This is a genomic window from Streptomyces sp. NPDC002403, from assembly GCF_053593015.1.
The window spans coordinates 212438-230071 of sequence record NZ_JBSFBQ010000006.1 but is presented as its reverse complement, the minus strand read 5'-3'; the positions used below and the strand labels follow the sequence as shown (position 1 = coordinate 230071).

Annotated in this window: 14 protein-coding genes and 1 tRNA gene; 14 read left to right on the top strand and 1 reads right to left on the bottom strand. The window is 70.0% G+C overall.

Features of this window, described 5'->3' with window-relative positions; genetic code table 11:
* Positions 1–15: 15 nt before the first annotated feature.
* The 13 genes from ACWCPY_RS10425 to ACWCPY_RS10365 all read left to right on the top strand — a co-directional run bounded on the left by ACWCPY_RS10425 (position 16) and on the right by ACWCPY_RS10365 (position 15772).
* Entirely contained in the window at positions 16–309 is a 294-nt protein-coding gene (locus ACWCPY_RS10425; protein WP_072484142.1) for a DUF3039 domain-containing protein, read from the top strand.
* Between the two features lie 224 nt (positions 310–533).
* On the top strand, positions 534–1838 hold the full coding sequence (locus tag ACWCPY_RS10420; protein WP_451263910.1) for an extracellular solute-binding protein: 1305 nt from the start codon (positions 534–536) through the stop codon (positions 1836–1838).
* Between the two features lie 2 nt (positions 1839–1840).
* A complete protein-coding gene (locus ACWCPY_RS10415; RefSeq protein ID WP_451263909.1) occupies positions 1841–2815 on the top strand; it encodes a carbohydrate ABC transporter permease in 975 nt (324 codons plus the stop codon).
* Positions 2812–3660, top strand: a complete 849-nt coding sequence (locus ACWCPY_RS10410) for a carbohydrate ABC transporter permease (RefSeq protein WP_451263908.1) — start codon at positions 2812–2814, stop codon at positions 3658–3660. Before ACWCPY_RS10415 ends, ACWCPY_RS10410 begins: the two co-directional genes overlap by 4 nt.
* Before the next feature lie 4 nt (positions 3661–3664).
* The gene (locus ACWCPY_RS10405) at positions 3665–5353 is read left to right on the top strand and encodes a beta-N-acetylhexosaminidase (protein ID WP_451263907.1); all 1689 of its coding nucleotides are present in this window, start codon (positions 3665–3667) and stop codon (positions 5351–5353) included.
* 396 nt (positions 5354–5749) lie between these two features.
* Positions 5750–6646 (top strand): FAD binding domain-containing protein, encoded by an 897-nt coding sequence (locus ACWCPY_RS10400; RefSeq protein WP_451263906.1) that lies wholly within the window; start codon positions 5750–5752, stop codon positions 6644–6646.
* Complete coding sequence (locus ACWCPY_RS10395) at positions 6643–8502, top strand: (2Fe-2S)-binding protein (protein WP_451263905.1); 1860 nt, start codon at positions 6643–6645, stop codon at positions 8500–8502. The genes ACWCPY_RS10400 and ACWCPY_RS10395 overlap by 4 nt, the downstream gene beginning before the upstream one ends.
* A complete protein-coding gene (locus ACWCPY_RS10390; protein ID WP_451263904.1) occupies positions 8499–10835 on the top strand; it encodes a xanthine dehydrogenase family protein molybdopterin-binding subunit in 2337 nt (778 codons plus the stop codon). Before ACWCPY_RS10395 ends, ACWCPY_RS10390 begins: the two co-directional genes overlap by 4 nt.
* 122 nt (positions 10836–10957) lie before the next feature.
* Complete coding sequence (locus ACWCPY_RS10385; RefSeq protein ID WP_451263903.1) at positions 10958–11494, top strand: hypothetical protein; 537 nt, start codon at positions 10958–10960, stop codon at positions 11492–11494.
* Positions 11495–11542: 48 nt separating this feature from the next.
* Positions 11543–12949, top strand: coding sequence for a WXG100 family type VII secretion target (locus tag ACWCPY_RS10380; protein WP_451263902.1), 1407 nt, complete (start codon positions 11543–11545; stop codon positions 12947–12949).
* A gap of 29 nt (positions 12950–12978) precedes the next feature.
* Entirely contained in the window at positions 12979–14376 is a 1398-nt protein-coding gene (gene mycP, locus ACWCPY_RS10375; protein WP_451263901.1) for a type VII secretion-associated serine protease mycosin, read from the top strand.
* Between the two features lie 212 nt (positions 14377–14588).
* Positions 14589–15146 (top strand): AAA family ATPase, encoded by a 558-nt coding sequence (locus ACWCPY_RS10370; RefSeq protein WP_451263900.1) that lies wholly within the window; start codon positions 14589–14591, stop codon positions 15144–15146.
* Positions 15147–15259: 113 nt separating this feature from the next.
* Positions 15260–15772, top strand: coding sequence for a DUF1269 domain-containing protein (locus tag ACWCPY_RS10365; RefSeq protein ID WP_451263899.1), 513 nt, complete (start codon positions 15260–15262; stop codon positions 15770–15772).
* Positions 15773–15862: 90 nt separating this feature from the next.
* On the opposite strand, the gene ACWCPY_RS10360 is transcribed toward ACWCPY_RS10365, so the two are convergent.
* A tRNA-Cys gene (locus ACWCPY_RS10360) sits at positions 15863–15934 on the bottom strand.
* Between the two features lie 186 nt (positions 15935–16120).
* Between ACWCPY_RS10360 and ACWCPY_RS10355 the strand changes: the two genes are divergently transcribed.
* Positions 16121–17602 carry an MFS transporter gene (locus ACWCPY_RS10355; RefSeq protein WP_451263898.1) on the top strand — a complete coding sequence of 494 codons (1482 nt, stop codon included), beginning with the start codon at positions 16121–16123 and terminating at the stop codon, positions 17600–17602.
* Positions 17603–17634: the final 32 nt, after the last annotated feature.

Genomic DNA, 17634 nt, shown 5'->3' with positions numbered 1-17634 from the left:
GTACCCTTGGCGGTTATGAGCACTCTCGAGCCCGAGCGCGGGGCAGGTACCGGAACCCTCGTGGAGCCGACGCCGCAGGTGTCGAACGGCGACGGCGACCACGAGCGCTACGCCCACTACGTCCAGAAGGACAAGATCATGGCGAGTGCCCTGGAGGGCACTCCCGTGGTCGCACTGTGCGGAAAGGTCTGGGTACCGGGGCGCGACCCCAAGAAGTACCCGGTCTGTCCCATGTGCAAGGAGATCTACGAGTCCATGGGCGCCGGTGGCGACAAGGACAAGGGCAAGGGCGGCAAGGACAAGAAGTAGCGGGAAGCGGGCCGGAGCCGTCCGGCGACCATTGCTCGGGGCCCCTGGGGCGCGCGTTCGACACGCGCCCCAGGGGCCCTTCGCGTTGCACGGACTGCTCCGCCGGGTCACAGAGTGGTAGAGACCACTTGTCGGCGTCTGCGTGCGCACCTACTCTCCTGCCAGTTGTGCAGAACGAAACGCACGTTGCGTATGTTGCAACGCCTACCGGTAGGGAATCCCGGATGAAGCTGTCTGCCCGAATTGCCGCCCCGGCCGCGGCGCTTGTGCTGGCGGGTCTCACCGCCACCGGCTGTGCGCCGCAGACCTCCGACACCGGAGCCAAGGGGGACGAGAAGACCGGCACGCTGAGGGTCTGGTTGTTCCAGGAAGTCGGCAACAAGCCCAAGGAACAGGTCGTCGACGCGGCGGTCGCCGACTTCGAGAAGGCCCACAAGGACGCGGAGGTCGAGATCGAGTACATACCGGTCGACACCCGTGCCCAGCGCATCAAGGCGGCGTTCAACGACCCGAAGAGCGCCCCGGACCTCATCGAGTACGGCAACACCGACACCGCCGGATACGTCAAGGACGGCGGACTCGCCGATGTGAGCGCCGAGTTCGCCGCCTGGGACGAGGCCAAGGACACCGACCCGACCGCCAAGCAGTCCGTGACGGTCGACGGCAGGATCTACGGAGCCCCGCTCTTCGTCGGCGTACGGGCGCTGTACTACCGCACGGACGTCTTCGAGGAGCTGGGGATCGGGACCCCCAAGACCCAGGCCGAGCTGATCTCCACCGCGAAGAAGATCCACAAGAAGAAGCCGGACCTGTACGGCCTGGCGGTCGGCGGCGCGTACACCTACGGCGCGATGCCCTTCATCTGGGCGGCCGGCGGCGAACTCGCCGACGAGAACGGCGGTACGTACAAGGCGGCCATCAACAGCGACAAGGCCCGCAAGGGCATCGAGGCATACACCTCGCTCTTCGGCGACGACAACTGCCCGGCCGCCAAGTGCGCGGCCATGGGCGGCAACGCGACCGTCACCGCCTTCGCCTCGGGCAAGGCCGCCATGGCGATCGGCGGCGACTTCAGCCACGCGGCCGTCGAGGCGGGTTCGGTGAAGGGCAAGTACGCCGTGGTGCCGCTGCCCGGTGTCACCGAGGGCTCGGTCGCCCCCGCGTTCGCGGGCGGGAACAACATCGGCGTACTGAAGAGCAGTTCGCACCGCACCCTCGCCGTGGACCTGATGAAGTCGCTGACCGGCAAGCAGACACAGACGAAGATGTTCGACGCGATGGGCTTCCTGCCGACGTACACCGACGTGCGGGCCGCGACCGCGAAGAAGGAGCCGTTCGTCGAGCCGTTCGTCAGGACGCTCGGCGCGGGCGCCAGGTTCGTCCCCGCCTCGCCGGGCTGGGGCGGGATCGACTCCTCACTGATCCTGCCGACGATGTTCCAGGAGATCGTCAGCGGCCGCAAGGACGTGGCGAAGGCCTCGGACGACGCGGCGAAGAAGATGGACGCCGCGTTCGCCGACGCGGGCTGATCATGGCCGCGAACAGTACGGCGTACAAAGCGCCCGGCACATCCGGAGCGGGCGGTACGTCCACCCGCCCGCTCCGGCGGCGCCGCCCGGCCCCGTCCGCCCGCCGCTCCGGCTGGACCCCCTGGCTCTATCTCCTGCCCGCACTCGTCCTCCTCGGCGGGCTGCTCGTCTACCCGATCTACCAACTCGGCCTGATCTCCTTCCTGGAGTACACCCAGGCCCAGGTCAGCGGCGGTGAACCGACCACCTTCCAGGGCTTCGGGAACTACGCGACGCTCTTCGGTGACGGCCAGTTCTGGCAGGTGCTCCTGGCGACCGTGGTCTTCGCCGCGGCCTGCGTACTGGCCACCCTGCTGGTCGGCTGCGCGCTCGCCGTCCTGCTGACCCGTGTCCGGGCCCTGCCGAGGCTCGTGCTGATGCTGGCCGCGCTCGGCGCCTGGGCGACCCCGGCGATCACCGGGTCCACCGTCTGGGTGTTCCTCTTCGACCCGGACTTCGGACCGGTCAACCGGGTGCTCGGGCTCGGCGACTTCTCCTGGACGTACGGGCGCTACAGCGCCTTCGCGCTGGTGCTCCTGGAAGTCCTGTGGTGCTCGTTCCCGTTCGTCATGGTGACGGTGTACGCGGGCATCCGGGCGATCCCGACCGAGGTCCTGGAGGCGGCCGCGCTGGACGGTGCCTCGCAGTGGCGGATCTGGCGGTCGGTCATGGCCCCGATGCTGCGGCCGATCCTCGTCGTCGTGACCATCCAGTCGATCATCTGGGACTTCAAGGTCTTCACCCAGATCTACGTCATGACCAACGGCGGCGGCATCGCCGGCCAGAACCTGGTGCTCAACGTGTACGCGTACCAGAAGGCGTTCGCGTCCTCGCAGTACAGCCTCGGCTCGGCGATCGGCGTCGTGATGCTGGTGATCCTGCTGGCCGTCACGCTCGTCTATCTGCGCCTGGTGCGGCGCCAGGGGGAGGAACTGTGAGCGCACGGACCATGCTGCGCATCCGCCGGCCCGGCCGGCTGGCCGCCGAGGCCGCGGCCCTGCTGATCGCCGCCGCGGTCGCCTTCCCGCTCTACTGGATGGTGCTCTCCGCCCTCAAACCGGCGGGCGAGATCCAGTCCGCCGAACCCCGCCCGTGGACGCTGTCGCCGTCCCTCGACTCGTTCCGCAGGGTCTTCGAACAGAACGACTTCGGGCGGTACTTCCTCAACAGCCTGCTCGTCGCCGGAACGGTCGTCGTCCTCTCCGCGCTGATCGCCTTCCTGGCGGCGACGGCGGTCACCCGGTTCAGGTTCCGCTTCCGCACCACACTGCTGATCATGTTCCTGGTCGCGCAGATGGTGCCGGTCGAGGCACTGACCATCCCGCTGTTCTTCCTCATGCGGGACTTCGGCCAGCTGAACACGCTCGGCTCGCTGATCCTGCCGCACCTCGCCTTCTCGCTGCCCTTCGCGATCTGGATGCTGCGCGGCTTCGTGAAGGCCGTCCCGGAGGCGCTGGAGGAGGCCGCGTACATCGACGGGGCGAGCCGCACCCGATTCCTGTGGCAGATCCTCTTCCCGCTGGTCTTCCCCGGCCTCGTGGCGACCAGCGTCTTCTCGTTCATCTCGACCTGGAACGACTTCCTGTTCGCGAAGTCGTTCATCATCAGCGACACCTCCCAGTCGACGCTTCCCATGGCGCTGCTGGTCTTCTTCAAACCCGATGAGAACGACTGGGGAGGGATCATGGCAGCCTCGACGGTGATGACCATCCCCGTACTGGTCTTCTTCGTACTCGTACAGCGCCGCCTGGTCTCGGGACTCGGCGGAGCGGTAAAGGACTGACGCCATGGACACGGCCAAAGACATGGACCCGACCCCGGCCCCGGCGCCCGCACACCTCGTCCCGGCACCCGTGCGCGCGGGCGGTGAAGGGCGGCCCGGCTTCCTGTTCGACCCGTCCACCACCATCACGGCGGCCCCCGGCACGGAGAACACCGAACGCTGGCTGCGCACCACGCTCGGCGCCGCCTTCGGCCTGCCGCTCGCCCCGCGGCCGGCCGCCGAGGGCGGCGAACACGCCACGAACACCGTCCGGCTCGGCATCGACCCGGCACTGGAGCCGGAGGGCTACCGGCTGAGCACCGGGACCGGCACAAGCGTCGAGATCACCGGCGGCAGCCCCGCCGGGGTCTTCTGGGGCGCGCAGACCCTCCGTCAGCTCCTGGGCCCCGAGGCCTTCCGCCGCGCACCCGTCACTCGCGGCGCGCGGCGCGCGATCCCCTCCACGGACATCGAGGACGGCCCCCGCTTCGCCTGGCGCGGCATGATGCTCGACGTGGCGCGGCACTTCACGGCCAAGGACGACGTCCTGCGCTATCTCGACCTCCTCGCCGCGCACAAGCTGAACGTCTTCCACTTCCACCTCACCGACGACCAGGGCTGGCGCATCGAGATCAAGCGCTACCCGCGGCTCACCGAGATCGGCTCCTGGCGGTCCCGTACGAAGCACGGCCACCGGGCCTCCGAGCTGTGGGACGAGACCCCGCACGGCGGCTACTACACACAGGACGACATCCGCGAGATCGTCGCGTACGCCGCCGAGCGGCACATCCGCGTCGTCCCCGAGATCGACATCCCGGGCCACTCGCAGGCCGCCATCGCCGCGTACCCCGAACTGGGCAACACCGACGTCGTCGACACCACCGCCCTCTCCGTCTGGGACACCTGGGGCATCAACGCGAACGTACTCGCCCCCACCGACAACACCCTGCGCTTCTTCGAGGACGTCCTCGAAGAGGTCCTCGACCTCTTCCCCGCCGCCACCTCGCCGTTCATCCACATCGGCGGCGACGAATGCCGCAAGGAGCAGTGGAAGGAGTCGCCGGTCGCCCAGGCCCGGATCGAGGAATTCGGCCTGGCCAACGAGGACGCACTGCAGTCCTGGATCATCCGGCACTTCGACGCCTGGCTCACCGCACGCGGACGCCGGCTGATCGGCTGGGACGAGATCCTGGAGGGCGGCCTCCCGGCGGGCGCCGCCGTGTCCTCCTGGCGGGGTTACGGCGGAGGCATCGCCGCCGCCGAGGCCGGCCACGACGTCGTCATGTGCCCCGAACAGCATGTGTACCTGGACCACCGTCAGGACGGCGGCCCCGACGAGCCGATGCCCATCGGCTTCGTCCGCACCCTGGAGGACGTCTACCGCTTCGAACCCGTACCGGCGGGCCTCTCCGAGGAGGCGGCCCGTCACATCCTGGGCACCCAGGCCAATGTCTGGACCGAGGTGATGCAGAACCGGGCCCGCATCGACTACCAGGTCTTCCCGCGCCTGGCGGCGTTCGCGGAGGTCGCCTGGTCACCGCTGCCGGCCTCCGCCGAGCGGGACTTCGCCGACTTCGAGCGCCGGATGACCACGCACTACGCCCGACTTGACGCCCTCGGCGTCGACTACCGGCCGCCGGGCGGCCCGTTGCCCCGGCAGCAGCGCCCCGGTGTGCTGGGCCGGCCCATCGACGGAGTGCCCCCGAACGTGTGATCCCGACCGCACCGGACACCGGCCGGCACGTCCCGAAACGGGCGTGCCGGCCGGCGGTTTTTTGTCCGGAACTCGCCCTGCCGCAACGGCCGCCGCACCAGGCCGTGTCGTCCGGCCGCGTCCGCCGCGCGGCAGAGCAGCACGGAGGAGCAGGAGGAACAAGAGGAACAATCGACGGCAAGGCATGGTGAAGAGTCGCAATTCACACTCGATGCCGAAGCAGGTCGAAGCATTCCGAAACAGGAACATTCCCCTGATCAGGGATGGATACGTCCTTCGTGGACCCTCGCGTCGGTCCGATCCGAAGATGTGCCAGAGTTGCCACGTCCAGGCTTTGAGCACGTACCGTACGGCGAAACAGCCGGACAGCCGGGACACCGGGAAGGGGCAGCTGGGTTGACCACGCACGCACCGCAGGCGACGCAGTCCGTGACGTTGCCGGCCTCGCTCGACGAGGCCGTGGCGGCGCTCGGCGCCATGCCCGCCGCCGTTCCCGTGGCAGGCGGCACGGACCTCATGTCAGCCGTCAACAAGGGGCTGCTGCGCCCCTCGGGCCTGGTCGGCCTGGGCCGGATCAGCGAGCTGCGCGGCTGGCACTACCAGGACGGCCACGCCCTGCTCGGCGCCGGACTCACCCACGCACGCATGGGACGGCCCGACTTCGCCGCCCTCATCCCCGCCCTGGCCGCGTCGGCACGCGCCGCGGGCCCGCCCCAGATCCGCAACGCCGGAACGCTCGGCGGCAACATCGCCACCGCGGCCCCGACCGGCGACGCCCTGCCGGTGCTCGCCGCGCTGGAGGCCGAACTGGTCATCGCGGGCCCGGACGGCGCCCGCCGCGAGATCCCGGTCTCGCACCTGCTGGCCGGCCGCGACATGCTCGAACCCGCCGAGCTGATCGGCTTCGTCCGGGTACCGCTGCTGCACGCCCCCCAGGTCTTCCTGAAGGCCACCGGCCGCACCGGCCCCGGCCGCGCCACCGCGTCCGTCGCGATCGTCCTCGACCCGGCCCGGCGCGGGGTGCGCTGCGCGGTCGGGGCCATCGCGCCGATGCCGCTGCGGCCGCTGGAGGCCGAGCGCTGGATCGCCTCACTGATCGACTGGGACGGCGAACGCGGCCTGGCCCCCGACGCGCTGGCCGCCTTCGGCGAGTACGTCGCCGCGGCTTGCATCCCGGACCAGGCACCGCCCGCCGACGGGGGAGAGGCACCACCGCTGCCCCCCGCCGTACTGCATCTGCGGCGGACCGTCGCCGCGCTGGCCCGACGCGCGCTGGGGAGGGCACTGTCGTGAGCAACGAGGACCGCAACGATCAGCACGGGCAGCAGGAGCACCTGCAGCACGGGAGCTGGCAGCCGACGCCGCAGGGCGGCGAGTACGACGCCGACGCGACCGCCTTCGTCCACCTGCCGCCGGAGGACCTGGCGAACATCCCGCTGGCCGCGCCCGGCCAGGGCTACGTACCGCCGATGATCCTTCCGCTGACGCCCGCGGCCGGGCTCGACCCGTCGGCCACGGGCAGCTGGGTCGTGCAGACGCAGGGCGGGCAGGAGCACGGCACGGGCGCGGAGCGGCCGGCACCCGGGGCGGTGCACTGGCCGGACCCGAACCAGCAGCAGGGCCCGTACGACTACGAGTACGAGTACCCGCAGACCCCTCACGCCTCCCAGGTCCCGCAGGCCTCTCACGACGCGTACCCGCAGCAGCAGTACGGGGAGACGCAGGGGGTGGCCACGGGGCAGTGGAACTTCACCGAGTCCACGGAGTACGGCGTCCACACCGGCCAGGTCGACCACACGGGTCAGACCGGGCACGCGGGTCAGGTCGACCACGCGGGTCGGACCGGGCACGCGGGTCAGGTCGACCACGTCGACCACGCCGCTCACATCGACCACGCCAGTCACACCACCCAGGGGGGCCACACCGGTCAGTGGACGATTCCCGTCGCCGACGGTGATCTCCCTGAGGAGTCCGGCGAATTCGCCGCCTCGGCCCTGGCCGCCCAGTGGTACGGGGACCGGACCCCTCCGGCCACGCTGCCGGGTGGTGCGCCCGCCCCGTGGGCGACGCAGCAGCCGACTCCGGAGCCCGAGCCCGCTCCGGAGCCCGAACCCGAGGCCGTTCCCGAGCCGGTCGCCGAGGTCGTTTCCGAGGCCGAGGAGGCATCGGCCCCCGTGGAGGCGCCGGCTCCCGAGGAAGCACCGGCGACACCCTCCGACAACGCCTCGGCTTCGGACGAAGCACCTTCCGAGCATCAGACGGAGCCCGAGCCCGAGCCCGCGGCCGATCCCGAACCGCACGCCGCGGACCGGACGCCCGAGCCCGACGTCCCGCAGCCCGTGGTCGCCGACGAGGCCGCAGCGGCCCCCCCGGCCGACACCGCACCGCCGGAGGCGCAGGCTTCCGACACCGGGTCTTCCGACGCCGAGCCGCCGGACGCCCCACCGGCCGCCGACCTCCAACCGGCGGACGACGCCCGGCCGGACGCCGCCGTTCAGCCCACCGATCCCCAGCCGGACGCCGATCCCCAGCCGCTCGCCCTCCCGGACGAGCACCCCGCCGCCTCCTACGTCCTGCATGTGAACGGCACCGACCGCCCCGTCACCGACGCCTGGATCGGCGAGTCGCTCCTCTACGTGCTCCGCGAGCGCCTCGGCCTGGCCGGCGCCAAGGACGGCTGCTCGCAGGGCGAGTGCGGCGCTTGCAACGTCCAGGTGGACGGCCGGCTGGTCGCCTCCTGCCTGGTTCCCGCGGCGACCGCGGCCGGCAGCGAGGTCCGGACGGTCGAGGGCCTCGCCGTGGACGGCGAACCGTCCGACGTCCAGCGTGCCCTCGCCAAGTGCGGCGCCGTCCAGTGCGGCTTCTGCATCCCCGGCATGGCCATGACCGTCCACGACCTGCTGGAGGGCAACCACGCCCCCAGTGAGCTGGAGACGCGTCAGGCGCTCTGCGGGAACCTCTGCCGCTGTTCCGGCTACCGCGGTGTCCTCGACGCCGTCAACGAGGTCATCGCGGGCCGCGAGGCCACCATCGACCCAGCCTCGTCGGACTCCACGTCCCCGGAGCCCGACGAGGCCCGCATCCCGCACCAGGCGGCCCCCGGCGCCGGTAGCGTCCAGTCGCACCCGCAGGACGGAGGCATGGCGTGAGCAACGACGCAGCCACCGCTGCCAACGCGACCAGCACACGGATCACCACCCCGGTGACGGAGGGCCCCGACACCGAGCCGCCCGCACTCGGCCTCGGCGTCTCGCTGCCGCCCGCCGACGCGCGCGCCAAGACCGAGGGCACCTTCCCGTACGCGGCCGATCTCTGGGCCGAGGGCCTGCTCTGGGCAGCGGTCCTCCGCTCCCCGCACCCGCACGCCAGGATCCTGTCCATCGACACCTCGGCCGCCGCCGGGATGGCGGGGGTACGGGCCGTCATCACGCACGAGGACATCCCCGGGGAGCGCGCGTACGGCCGCAGGATCGTCGACCGCCCGGTCTTCGCGTCCGACCTGGTCCGCCACCACGGCGAGCCGATCGCCGCGGTCGCCGCCGACCACCCCGACACGGCCAGGCTCGCTGCCGCGGCCATCGCCGTCGAGTACGAGGTCCTGGAACCGGTCACCGACCCGGAGAAGGCCTTCGCCGCCGAACCGCTGCACCCCGACGGCAATCTGATCCGCCACATCCCGCTGCGCTACGGGGACCCGGACGTCACCGGCGAGGTCGTCGTCGAGGGTCTGTACCGCATCGGCCGTCAGGACCCGGCACCGATCGGCGCCGAGGCCGGCCTCGCCGTGCCCCGCCCCGACGGCGGAGTGGAGATCTACACCGCCTCCACCGACCCGCACACCGACCGCGATCTCGCCGCCGCCTGCTTCGGCCTCGAACCGGAGCGGGTGAAGGTCGTCGTCACGGGTGTCCCCGGCGCGACCGGCGACCGCGAGGACCCCGGCTTCCAGCTTCCGCTCGGCCTGCTCGCCCTGCGCACCGGCTGCCCGGTCAAGCTGACCGCCACCCGCGAGGAGTCCTTCCTCGGCCACTCCCACCGCCACCCGACGCTGCTGCGCTACCGCCACCACGCCGACGCCGAAGGGCGGCTGGTGAAGGTCGAGGCGCAGATCCTGCTCGACGCGGGCGCCTACGCCGAATCCTCGTCCGAGTCGCTGGCCGCGGCTGTCGCGTTCGCCTGCGGCCCGTACGTCGTCCCGCACGCGTTCATCGAGGGCTGGGCCGTCCGTACGAACAACCCGCCGTCGGGCCATGTGCGCGGCGAGGGTGCGATGCAGGTCTGCGCGGCGTACGAGGGCCAGATGGACAAGCTGGCCGCCAAGCTCGGCATCGACCCGGTCGAACTGCGGCTGCGCAACGCCCTGTCCACCGGCGACATCCTGCCCACCGGCCAGACGGTGACCTGCCCCGCACCCGTCTCCGAACTCCTCACCTCCGTGCGGGACTTCCCCCTCCCCGCTCTCCCCAAGGACGCCCCGGAGGACGACTGGCTGCTCCCCGGCGGCCCCGAGGGAGCGGGCGAACCGGGTGCGGTGCGCCGGGGGGTCGGCTACGGGCTCGGCATGGTCCACATGCTCGGCGCGGAGGGCGCCGACGAGGTCTCCACGGCCACGGTCAGGGTCCACGACGGCATCGCCACGGTCATCTGCGCCGCGGTCGAGACGGGCCAGGGCTTCTCGACCCTCGCCCGCCAGGTCGTCCAGGAGACCCTGGGCATCGAAGAGGTCCACGTGGCGGCCGTCGACACCGACCAGCCCCCGGCCGGTCCGGCGACACACGGCCGCCACACCTGGGTGTCGGCCGGAGCGGTGGAACGCGCCGCCAAAATGGTCCGCACCCAGCTCCTGCAGCCCCTGGCCCACAAGTTCGGCATGTCCACCGAACTGCTGCAGATCGCCGGCGGCAAGATCACCTCGTACGACGGTGTGCTGTCCACGACGGTCACGGAAGCGATGGACGGCAAGGAACTCTGGGCCACCGCCCAGTGCCGCCCCCACCCGACCGAACCCCTCGACGAATCCGGCCAGGGCGACGCCTTCGTCGGCCTCGCCTTCTGCGCGGTCCGCGCGGTGGTGGACGTCGACATCGAACTCGGCTCGGTCCGGGTCGTGGAGATGGCGGTCGCCCAGGACGTCGGCCGGGTGCTCAACCCGTCCCAGCTGGCGACCCGTATCGAGGCCGGCATCACCCAGGGCATCGGCGCCGCCCTCACCGAGAACCTCCGCACCGCCCGCGGCCTGATCCGCCACCCCGACCTCACGGGCTACGCGCTCCCGACCGCCCTGGACGCACCCGAAATTCGCATCGTCAAACTCATCGAAGAGCGTGACGTGGTCGCCCCCTTCGGCGCCAAGCCCGCCTCGGCGGTCCCCGTGGTGACGTCCCCGGCAGCAGTGGCCGCAGCCGTACGCGCCGCCACCGGCCGCCCGATAAACCGCCTCCCCATCAGACCCCAGGCGGCGGTGGCGGCACCCAACTCCTGAGCCCGGTACGGATGGCGTGATCCGGGTTGCAGATGCAACCCGGAGGTGCACAGTGTCACCACTGCTGACTAAGGTGAACCTCGAAGCGGCAGAAGGCTGTTGCCGAACGGGGGAGGGGCACTGTGGGACAGAACGATCCCGGGGCGGAATCGCCGGCGTACCCATGGGGTGTCATCGGTGCGATAGGAGCAGCCGGGGCGATCTCCCCGGGCGTTGCGGGTGAACTGGTCACTGAACTTTCGTCGTTCACGAAGTTCCGCGACCGTATCGACGTCCTCCTCCACGACCTCAAGACCTCACCGGCAGACGCGAAGAAACTGGGCGAGGTCGCCATCGGTGAGACTCAGTTCGGCGATCCTGCGTGGGCAGAGGCGTCCGGTTTGTATAGCACGTACCAGAACGTCATTACGGAGCTGGAAACCCTTTCGAAGCTGCTGTCGGATTCCATAGAAGGTTTGGGTATCGCGGTTCTGGCGGCGCACAAAGGCTACGAGAACCTGGACGATGACATCCGTGACCGCATGCTCGCCATCAAGCGGGGTGCGGAGGAGCACTACGACGGTGAGTACAACCCGGTTCCGAACGAGGGCAAGCAGGGCGGTGGGCAGCCTACGACGACTCCTCAGCCGTCGCCGACGAAGGAGACCGGATCTGCATGACGGCGATGAGGATCACTTGGCGATCGCTGGTATGAACGGGGGAGCGGGATGAGCACGACATCGTTCGAGGGCATGTCCCACGTGCAGTTGGTTGCGTGGCTGGATCAGGCCAACAGCGAGGCCGTCAAGGCTGTGGCTGATCGCTTGGAGAGCGCCGCGAAGGAGATCGACAAGATCGGTGAGGAACTGAAGATCCGTCCACAGATGGTGGAATGGAAGGGACAGGGTGCAGAGTCGTTCCGTACCTGGAGCGCCGACCTGGCCAATGCGACGCTGCGTCTCGGTCTCTACAGTAGGGGGGCATCGACGCATCTGAGCGACGCTGCTGACGCGATCGCCCTGGCCAAGGCAGCGATGCCTCGCCCCGAGGGGGATCCGGAGGCGAGCATGAAGGCTGCCCTCCAAGCCTCTGGCGATCCGGATGCCACGGCTCTGGTGCGGAAGCTGACCGAGGAGCGGGAGGCGGCAGCTGCGGAGATGAGAAAGCTTTCCCAGACGTACTCTCAGTCGGTCGAGGGCTTTGGCAAGCTGGAGAAGCCCGAGTTTCCGCCGCCGCCGCAGGTGATCGCGCCGGAGGACACACGGGCCAAGCGGAGCGACACCAGCGAACGCATCTCCGGCGAAGGGGTGGCGGGAGTTGCCGGTGCCTATGTCGGGAGCTCCTCGACGTCTGTGGACGGTCACGGAGCGGTGAGCAGCGTGACAACGCCGTCGTCCACGTATGCGAGCGTGACGGCTCCGGCCGCCGACGTGGTGCGGTCGCCGGTGGACATGGAGATCGACAGTGTTGAGACGCTGCCAACGATGGCTCCGTCAAATCCTGCGCTGGGTCCGTCCATAACTCCCGGGCCGGGTAAACCCGATGCATTCTTCACCACGCCTGCCGTTCTGCCGCCCGTCATTGGTGGAGGGCCTCAGTCGACGAACACCGGCGGGAGGACGACTGGGATCCCCCGTCCACCGATGCTTCCGGGCAACGGGAATACGGGGGTGGGCCCGATCGATCGCCCGTCCCGAAACGGTGAGATCGTCGGCGGCCGCCCGGCCGCGCAGACGTCCGGGCGGCCTGGGGGAGGGCTTCCTCGTGGCACCGTGATCGGTGGCGAAGGCACACAGACCGGCCGTGGAGCGATGGGGCACGGCGCGGGAATGGGCGGAGTCGGGAGCGGTGGCCAGAGCGGAATCGTGGGTGGTCGCCGACTTGCCGGGGAGACCGGGGGCACGGTGGGAGGTCGTCCACAGCAGCCAGGGCGGACATCGGCACACCCGTTCACTCCTGGAGGCACCGGCTTGGTGCGGGGCGCGGGCGGTCAGGCGGGGCGGGGGGTAGCCGCGACCCCTCAGCGTGCCGGGGGGCCGCGCCGTGACGACCGTGAACGGCTGGACTATCTCGTCGAGGACGAAGAGACGTGGCAGCAGGGCAGCCGACGGGTTGTCCCACCAGTGATCGACTGAGCAGCAGGAAAACAGACAGAGGGAATTGGATGCGTACCAGCAGTGCAGCGGTCATCCGTCGTGGAACCGTCGTATCCGTGGTAGCGGCGTCGCTGCTGGTGGGCGCCAACCCTGTGTCCGCGGATTCTGTTCGTGCGAGGCAGTGGCACCTGGACGTGATGAAGGCCGACCAGATGTGGGCGTCGAGTACGGGAGAAAACGTTACCGTCGCCGTTATTGATACAGGTGTCGATGCGTCAACCCCAGATCTCCGAGGGCGTGTACTCGAAGGGGAAGACCTGGCAGCAGACTCTCCAGGCAATGAGCACACCGATTATGATAATCACGGGACCGGGATGGCCGGCCTCATCGCGGGGACGGGCGACTCCGGTGGCGGGGGAGGTTCCTTTGGGCTAGCGCCGTCAAGCAAGATTCTCCCCATTCGTGTGAGGGACAACTTCGGAAAAGTCAATGGGGCGACAGCGGACAAGAATTTCAACGACGACTTGTCCACAGGGATTCGTTTTGCGGCTGACAACGGCGCCAAGGTAATTAATGTCTCTCTCGGTAACAATGTGGGATCGCAACGTCTCACGGACGCCGTGAAGTATGCCCTGAGCAAAGGGTCGCTCGTTTTCGCCGCCGCAGGCAACAGCGCTGATGAGGGAAACGCGATCGAGTACCCGGCCGGAACTCCTGGTGTCGTCGGTGTTGGTGCGGTAGGGAGGGACCTCAAGAGGGCCAAGTCCTCTCAGTACGGTCCGCAGGTCGACCTGGCCGCCCCCGGTGTGGACATGGTCCACACCTGCAGTGGGGGTACTCAGCTGTGCAAGACCAGTGGTACCAGTGATGCCACCGCCATCGTTTCTGCATCCGCCGCCCTGATCTGGTCCGAGCACCCCCACTGGACGAACAACCAGGTTCTGCGTGTCATGCTCAACACGGCCGGCGGCCCGATCAGTGGCGACGAGCGCACGGACTACATCGGCTACGGGATCATCCGCCCCCGCATCGCCCTGAAAACTCCCGGCGACCCCGGCCCGCCCGATGTGTACCCGCTCCCCGACCTCGCGGCAGCCGAGATCCCTAGCCCCAGCCCTTCCTCCAAGCCTTCCAAGGCGGCCGGAGGTTCTGCGGACGCTGGCAAGCCGGCCGCAGCAGCCCCCGCCTCCAATGACAGCAGTGGGAACACGGGGCTCTGGGTCGGACTAGGCGCTGGCGTGGTTGTGCTCATCGGCGCAGTGACGGCAGCCCAGGCTGTCCGATCCCGTCGCCGCGAGTCCGGTACCGCAACTGTCCCGCCCGCGTATCCGCATCAGCCCCCGTACCCCGACCCGTACCAGCAACCACTTCCTCAGCCTCAGAGCCAACCCGCGCCTCCGTCTTTCGGCCCCCCTCCCGTTGCTCCTCCCGGTTCCAATCCGCCCTACGAAGGACCTACTCGGTAGGCGTGTCCATTCCTTGAGTTGGCGTAGCGATACGGGGAAGGGGCGGAGGAATTGCGACCGCAGGAGCGTTGTGATTTCTGGTTCTCCGGCGGGCCGTTTCGGCAGTAGAGCGGGGAGCGTGGTGTGCCGTGTCCCAGGAGAGAAGAGTGGAAGGTGACGTGATGGTGGATGCGTTCGGAGAAGGGGAAGGAGGGCAGGCCTCGGGTTGCGGAGTGCCCGGGGCTGCCGTTGTTCTCATCACCGGGGTGATGGCCTCCGGGAAGTCCACCGTTGCCCAGGCCCTCGCCGAGCGGTTGCCGAGGGCCGTTCATGTGCGGGGGGACGTCTTCCGGCGGATGGTGGTGTCCGGGCGGGCCGAGATGGTGCCGGGGGCGTACGAGGAGGCCGCGGCTCAACTGCGGCTCCGGTACCGGCTGTCCGCGATGACGGCCGACACCTACGCGGATGAGGGCTGGACCGCTGTCGTTCAGGACGTGGTGCTGGGGGAGGAACTGGCCGGGTACGTCGAGCTCGTACGGACGCGGCCGTTGTACGTCGTCGTGCTCGCTCCCGGGCCGCGTGCCGTTGCCGAGCGGGAGGCCGGGCGGGGCAAGAGCGGGTACGGGGCCGGATGGACCGTGGAGTCGCTGGACCGGGTGCTGCGGGAGGAGACGCCGCGGATCGGGCTCTGGCTGGACACGACCGGGCAGACCGTGGAGCAGTCGGTGGACGCGGTTCTCGCGGGGCTCGATCGGGCGCGAGTGGTGGTGGACGGTGCGGCCTCGGGCTGACGGACGGGTATCGGGGCGGCAGACGGCGGGGTGAAGCATTCGTCGAAATGCCCTATTTCGCATTGATTTCTATAGTTGGGGCGGTAGCGCCCCAACTAGGAGGAGTCAGCCGTATGAGCAATCTGTTCGTCATCGCCTACGACGATCTCGCCACCGCCGACCAGGTCCGGGACAAGCTCCTGTCCATGAACCGTGAGCACCTCGTCGAGCTGGAGGACATCGTCGTCGTCGAGCGGCGTGAGAAGGACGGCAAGATCAAGCTGCATCAGGCCGTCAACCACGTCGGGAACGGTGCCGTGGGCGGCGCGCTGTGGGGGAGCGTCATCGGGCTGCTCTTCCTCGTGCCGTTCCTCGGTGCCGCGGTGGGTGCCGCGGCCGGTGCCGTCGGCGGGGCCGCCGTCGACACGGGTGTCGACGACAACTTCATGAAGGAGCTCAGCGCCAACCTCCGGCCCGGTGCCGCCGCCGTCTTCGTGCTCGTGAAGACGGCCGCCCGGGACCGGGTCGTCCCCGAGATCGCCAAGTTCGGCGGGCAGCTCGTGCAGACCTCGCTCAGCAAGGAGGACGAGGCGCAGGTGCGGGAGATGGTGAAGGAAGCGCTGAGCGAGGAAGCCGTGGCCGGCTGACTCTGATTCGTCGGGCCTTTGCATGACGTACGGAAGCGGTCGCCCCGGTTCACCGAGGTGAGGGCGCGCTCGCTTCCGTACGTCGCACGGAGGCCGTGACCGGATTCGAACCGGTGTAACTCGAGTTGCAGTCGAGCCCCTGAACCACTCGGGCACACGGCCGTGTGTTCCTCGTCGTGGTCCGACCGTAGGGCCGGGTGTCCCGGACGCTCAAGAGTGCGGGGCGGGGTGCAATGCGACTGCCATACCGCGTTCACGATCGGTGGCGTGGTCCTACGACCAACGGAGGACCGGAGGACCGTCTCGCGACAGGGCTCAGATGAGATCTTGCCCCTTACTCTTGGGCTCATGAGTGCCCTGGAACCACGAGACGCCGGTGTCGAGACCGGCACCGCCGTCGACGCGGAGGTGCCCGACGGGGCCGAGTCGTCCGTCGAATCCGGAGGGGTGCTAGGGCGGACCTACCGGGCGCTCAGTGTCGGCATCGTCTCCGTCGTGTTCCTGATCGCCTTCGAGGCGACCGCCGTGGGGACCGCGATGCCGGTCGCCGCGCGTGAGCTGCACGGCATCCCGCTGTACGCGTTCGCGTTCTCCGCGTACTTCACGACCAGCCTCTTCGCCATGGTGCTCTCCGGGCAGTGGGCGGACCGGCGCGGTCCGCTGGCGCCGCTCGCCACCGGGATCAGCGCGTTCGCCGCGGGGCTGCTGCTCTGCGGGACCGCCGGGAGCATGTGGGTCTTCGTCGCGGGGAGGGCCGTGCAGGGGCTCGGCGGCGGGCTGGTGATCGTGGCGTTGTACGTGGTGATCAGCCGGGCCTATCCGAAGCGGCTGCAGCCGTCGATCCTGGCCGCCTTCGCCGCGAGCTGGGTGATCCCGTCGGTCGTCGGGCCGCTCGCCTCCGGGAGCGTGACCGAGCACCTGGGGTGGCGGTGGGTCTTCACCGGCATCCCCGTCCTCGTGGTGTTCCCGCTGGCGCTCGCGCTGCCCGCGATCCGGCGGCGGGCGTCCGGGCCGGCCGATCCCTCGGCGCCCGTCGAGCCGTACGACCGGCGGCGCATCATGCTCGCGCTCGGGATCTCGCTGGGTGCGGCGCTGCTCCAGTACGCCGGGCAGGAGCTGGACTGGTTCGCGCTGCTGCCGGCCGCCGTGGGTGTCGCACTGCTCGTGCCCGCCGTGCGGGGGCTGCTGCCCCCGGGGACCGGCCGGGCGGCGCGCGGACTGCCCTCGGTGGTGCTGCTGCGCGGGGTGGCGGCCGGGTCGTTCATCGCCGCCGAGTCCTTCGTACCGCTGATGCTGGTCACCCAGCGCGGGCTCAGCCCCACGATGGCCGGGTTCTCGCTCGCGGCCGGGGGCGGTACCTGGGCGCTCGGTTCGTACGTACAGTCCCGGCCGCGCCTGGAGCCGTACCGGGAGCGCATGATGGTGGGCGGCATGGTGCTGGTCGCCGCGGCGATCGCGGCCGCGCCGTCCGTGCTGATCGACTCGGTTCCGGTCTGGACCGTGGCCGTGGCCTGGGCCTTCGGGTGCTTCGGCATGGGCGTGGTGATCGCGTCGACGAGCGTGCTGCTGCTGAAGCTGTCGGCGCCGGAGGAGGCGGGGGCGAACTCGGCCGCCCTCCAGATCTCCGACGGGCTCTCGAACGTACTGCTGCTCGCCGCGGGCGGAGCGGCCTTCGCCGCGCTCGGCGGCGGTGCGGTGGGGGCCGTGCACGACGCGGCGGGGGCGGGGGCCGCGGGGTCCCATCCGGGTGCGTTCGCGGTGGTCTTCCTGCCGATGGCGGGGGTGGCGCTGACGGGGGCGTGGGTGGCTGCGCGGGTGCGGACCCGGTAGCTGGTACCAGTCTGGCCCCATCCGGTGGTACC

Coding starts and splice junctions, on each gene's coding strand:
- ACWCPY_RS10380 (WP_451263902.1), top strand. CDS start 11,543: ATGAGCACGACATCGTTCGAGGGCATGTCCCACGTGCAGTTGGTTGCG.
- mycP (WP_451263901.1), top strand. CDS start 12,979: ATGCGTACCAGCAGTGCAGCGGTCATCCGTCGTGGAACCGTCGTATCC.
- ACWCPY_RS10365 (WP_451263899.1), top strand. CDS start 15,260: ATGAGCAATCTGTTCGTCATCGCCTACGACGATCTCGCCACCGCCGAC.
- ACWCPY_RS10405 (WP_451263907.1), top strand. CDS start 3,665: ATGGACACGGCCAAAGACATGGACCCGACCCCGGCCCCGGCGCCCGCA.
- ACWCPY_RS10425 (WP_072484142.1), top strand. CDS start 16: ATGAGCACTCTCGAGCCCGAGCGCGGGGCAGGTACCGGAACCCTCGTG.
- ACWCPY_RS10415 (WP_451263909.1), top strand. CDS start 1,841: ATGGCCGCGAACAGTACGGCGTACAAAGCGCCCGGCACATCCGGAGCG.
- ACWCPY_RS10420 (WP_451263910.1), top strand. CDS start 534: ATGAAGCTGTCTGCCCGAATTGCCGCCCCGGCCGCGGCGCTTGTGCTG.
- ACWCPY_RS10355 (WP_451263898.1), top strand. CDS start 16,121: ATGAGTGCCCTGGAACCACGAGACGCCGGTGTCGAGACCGGCACCGCC.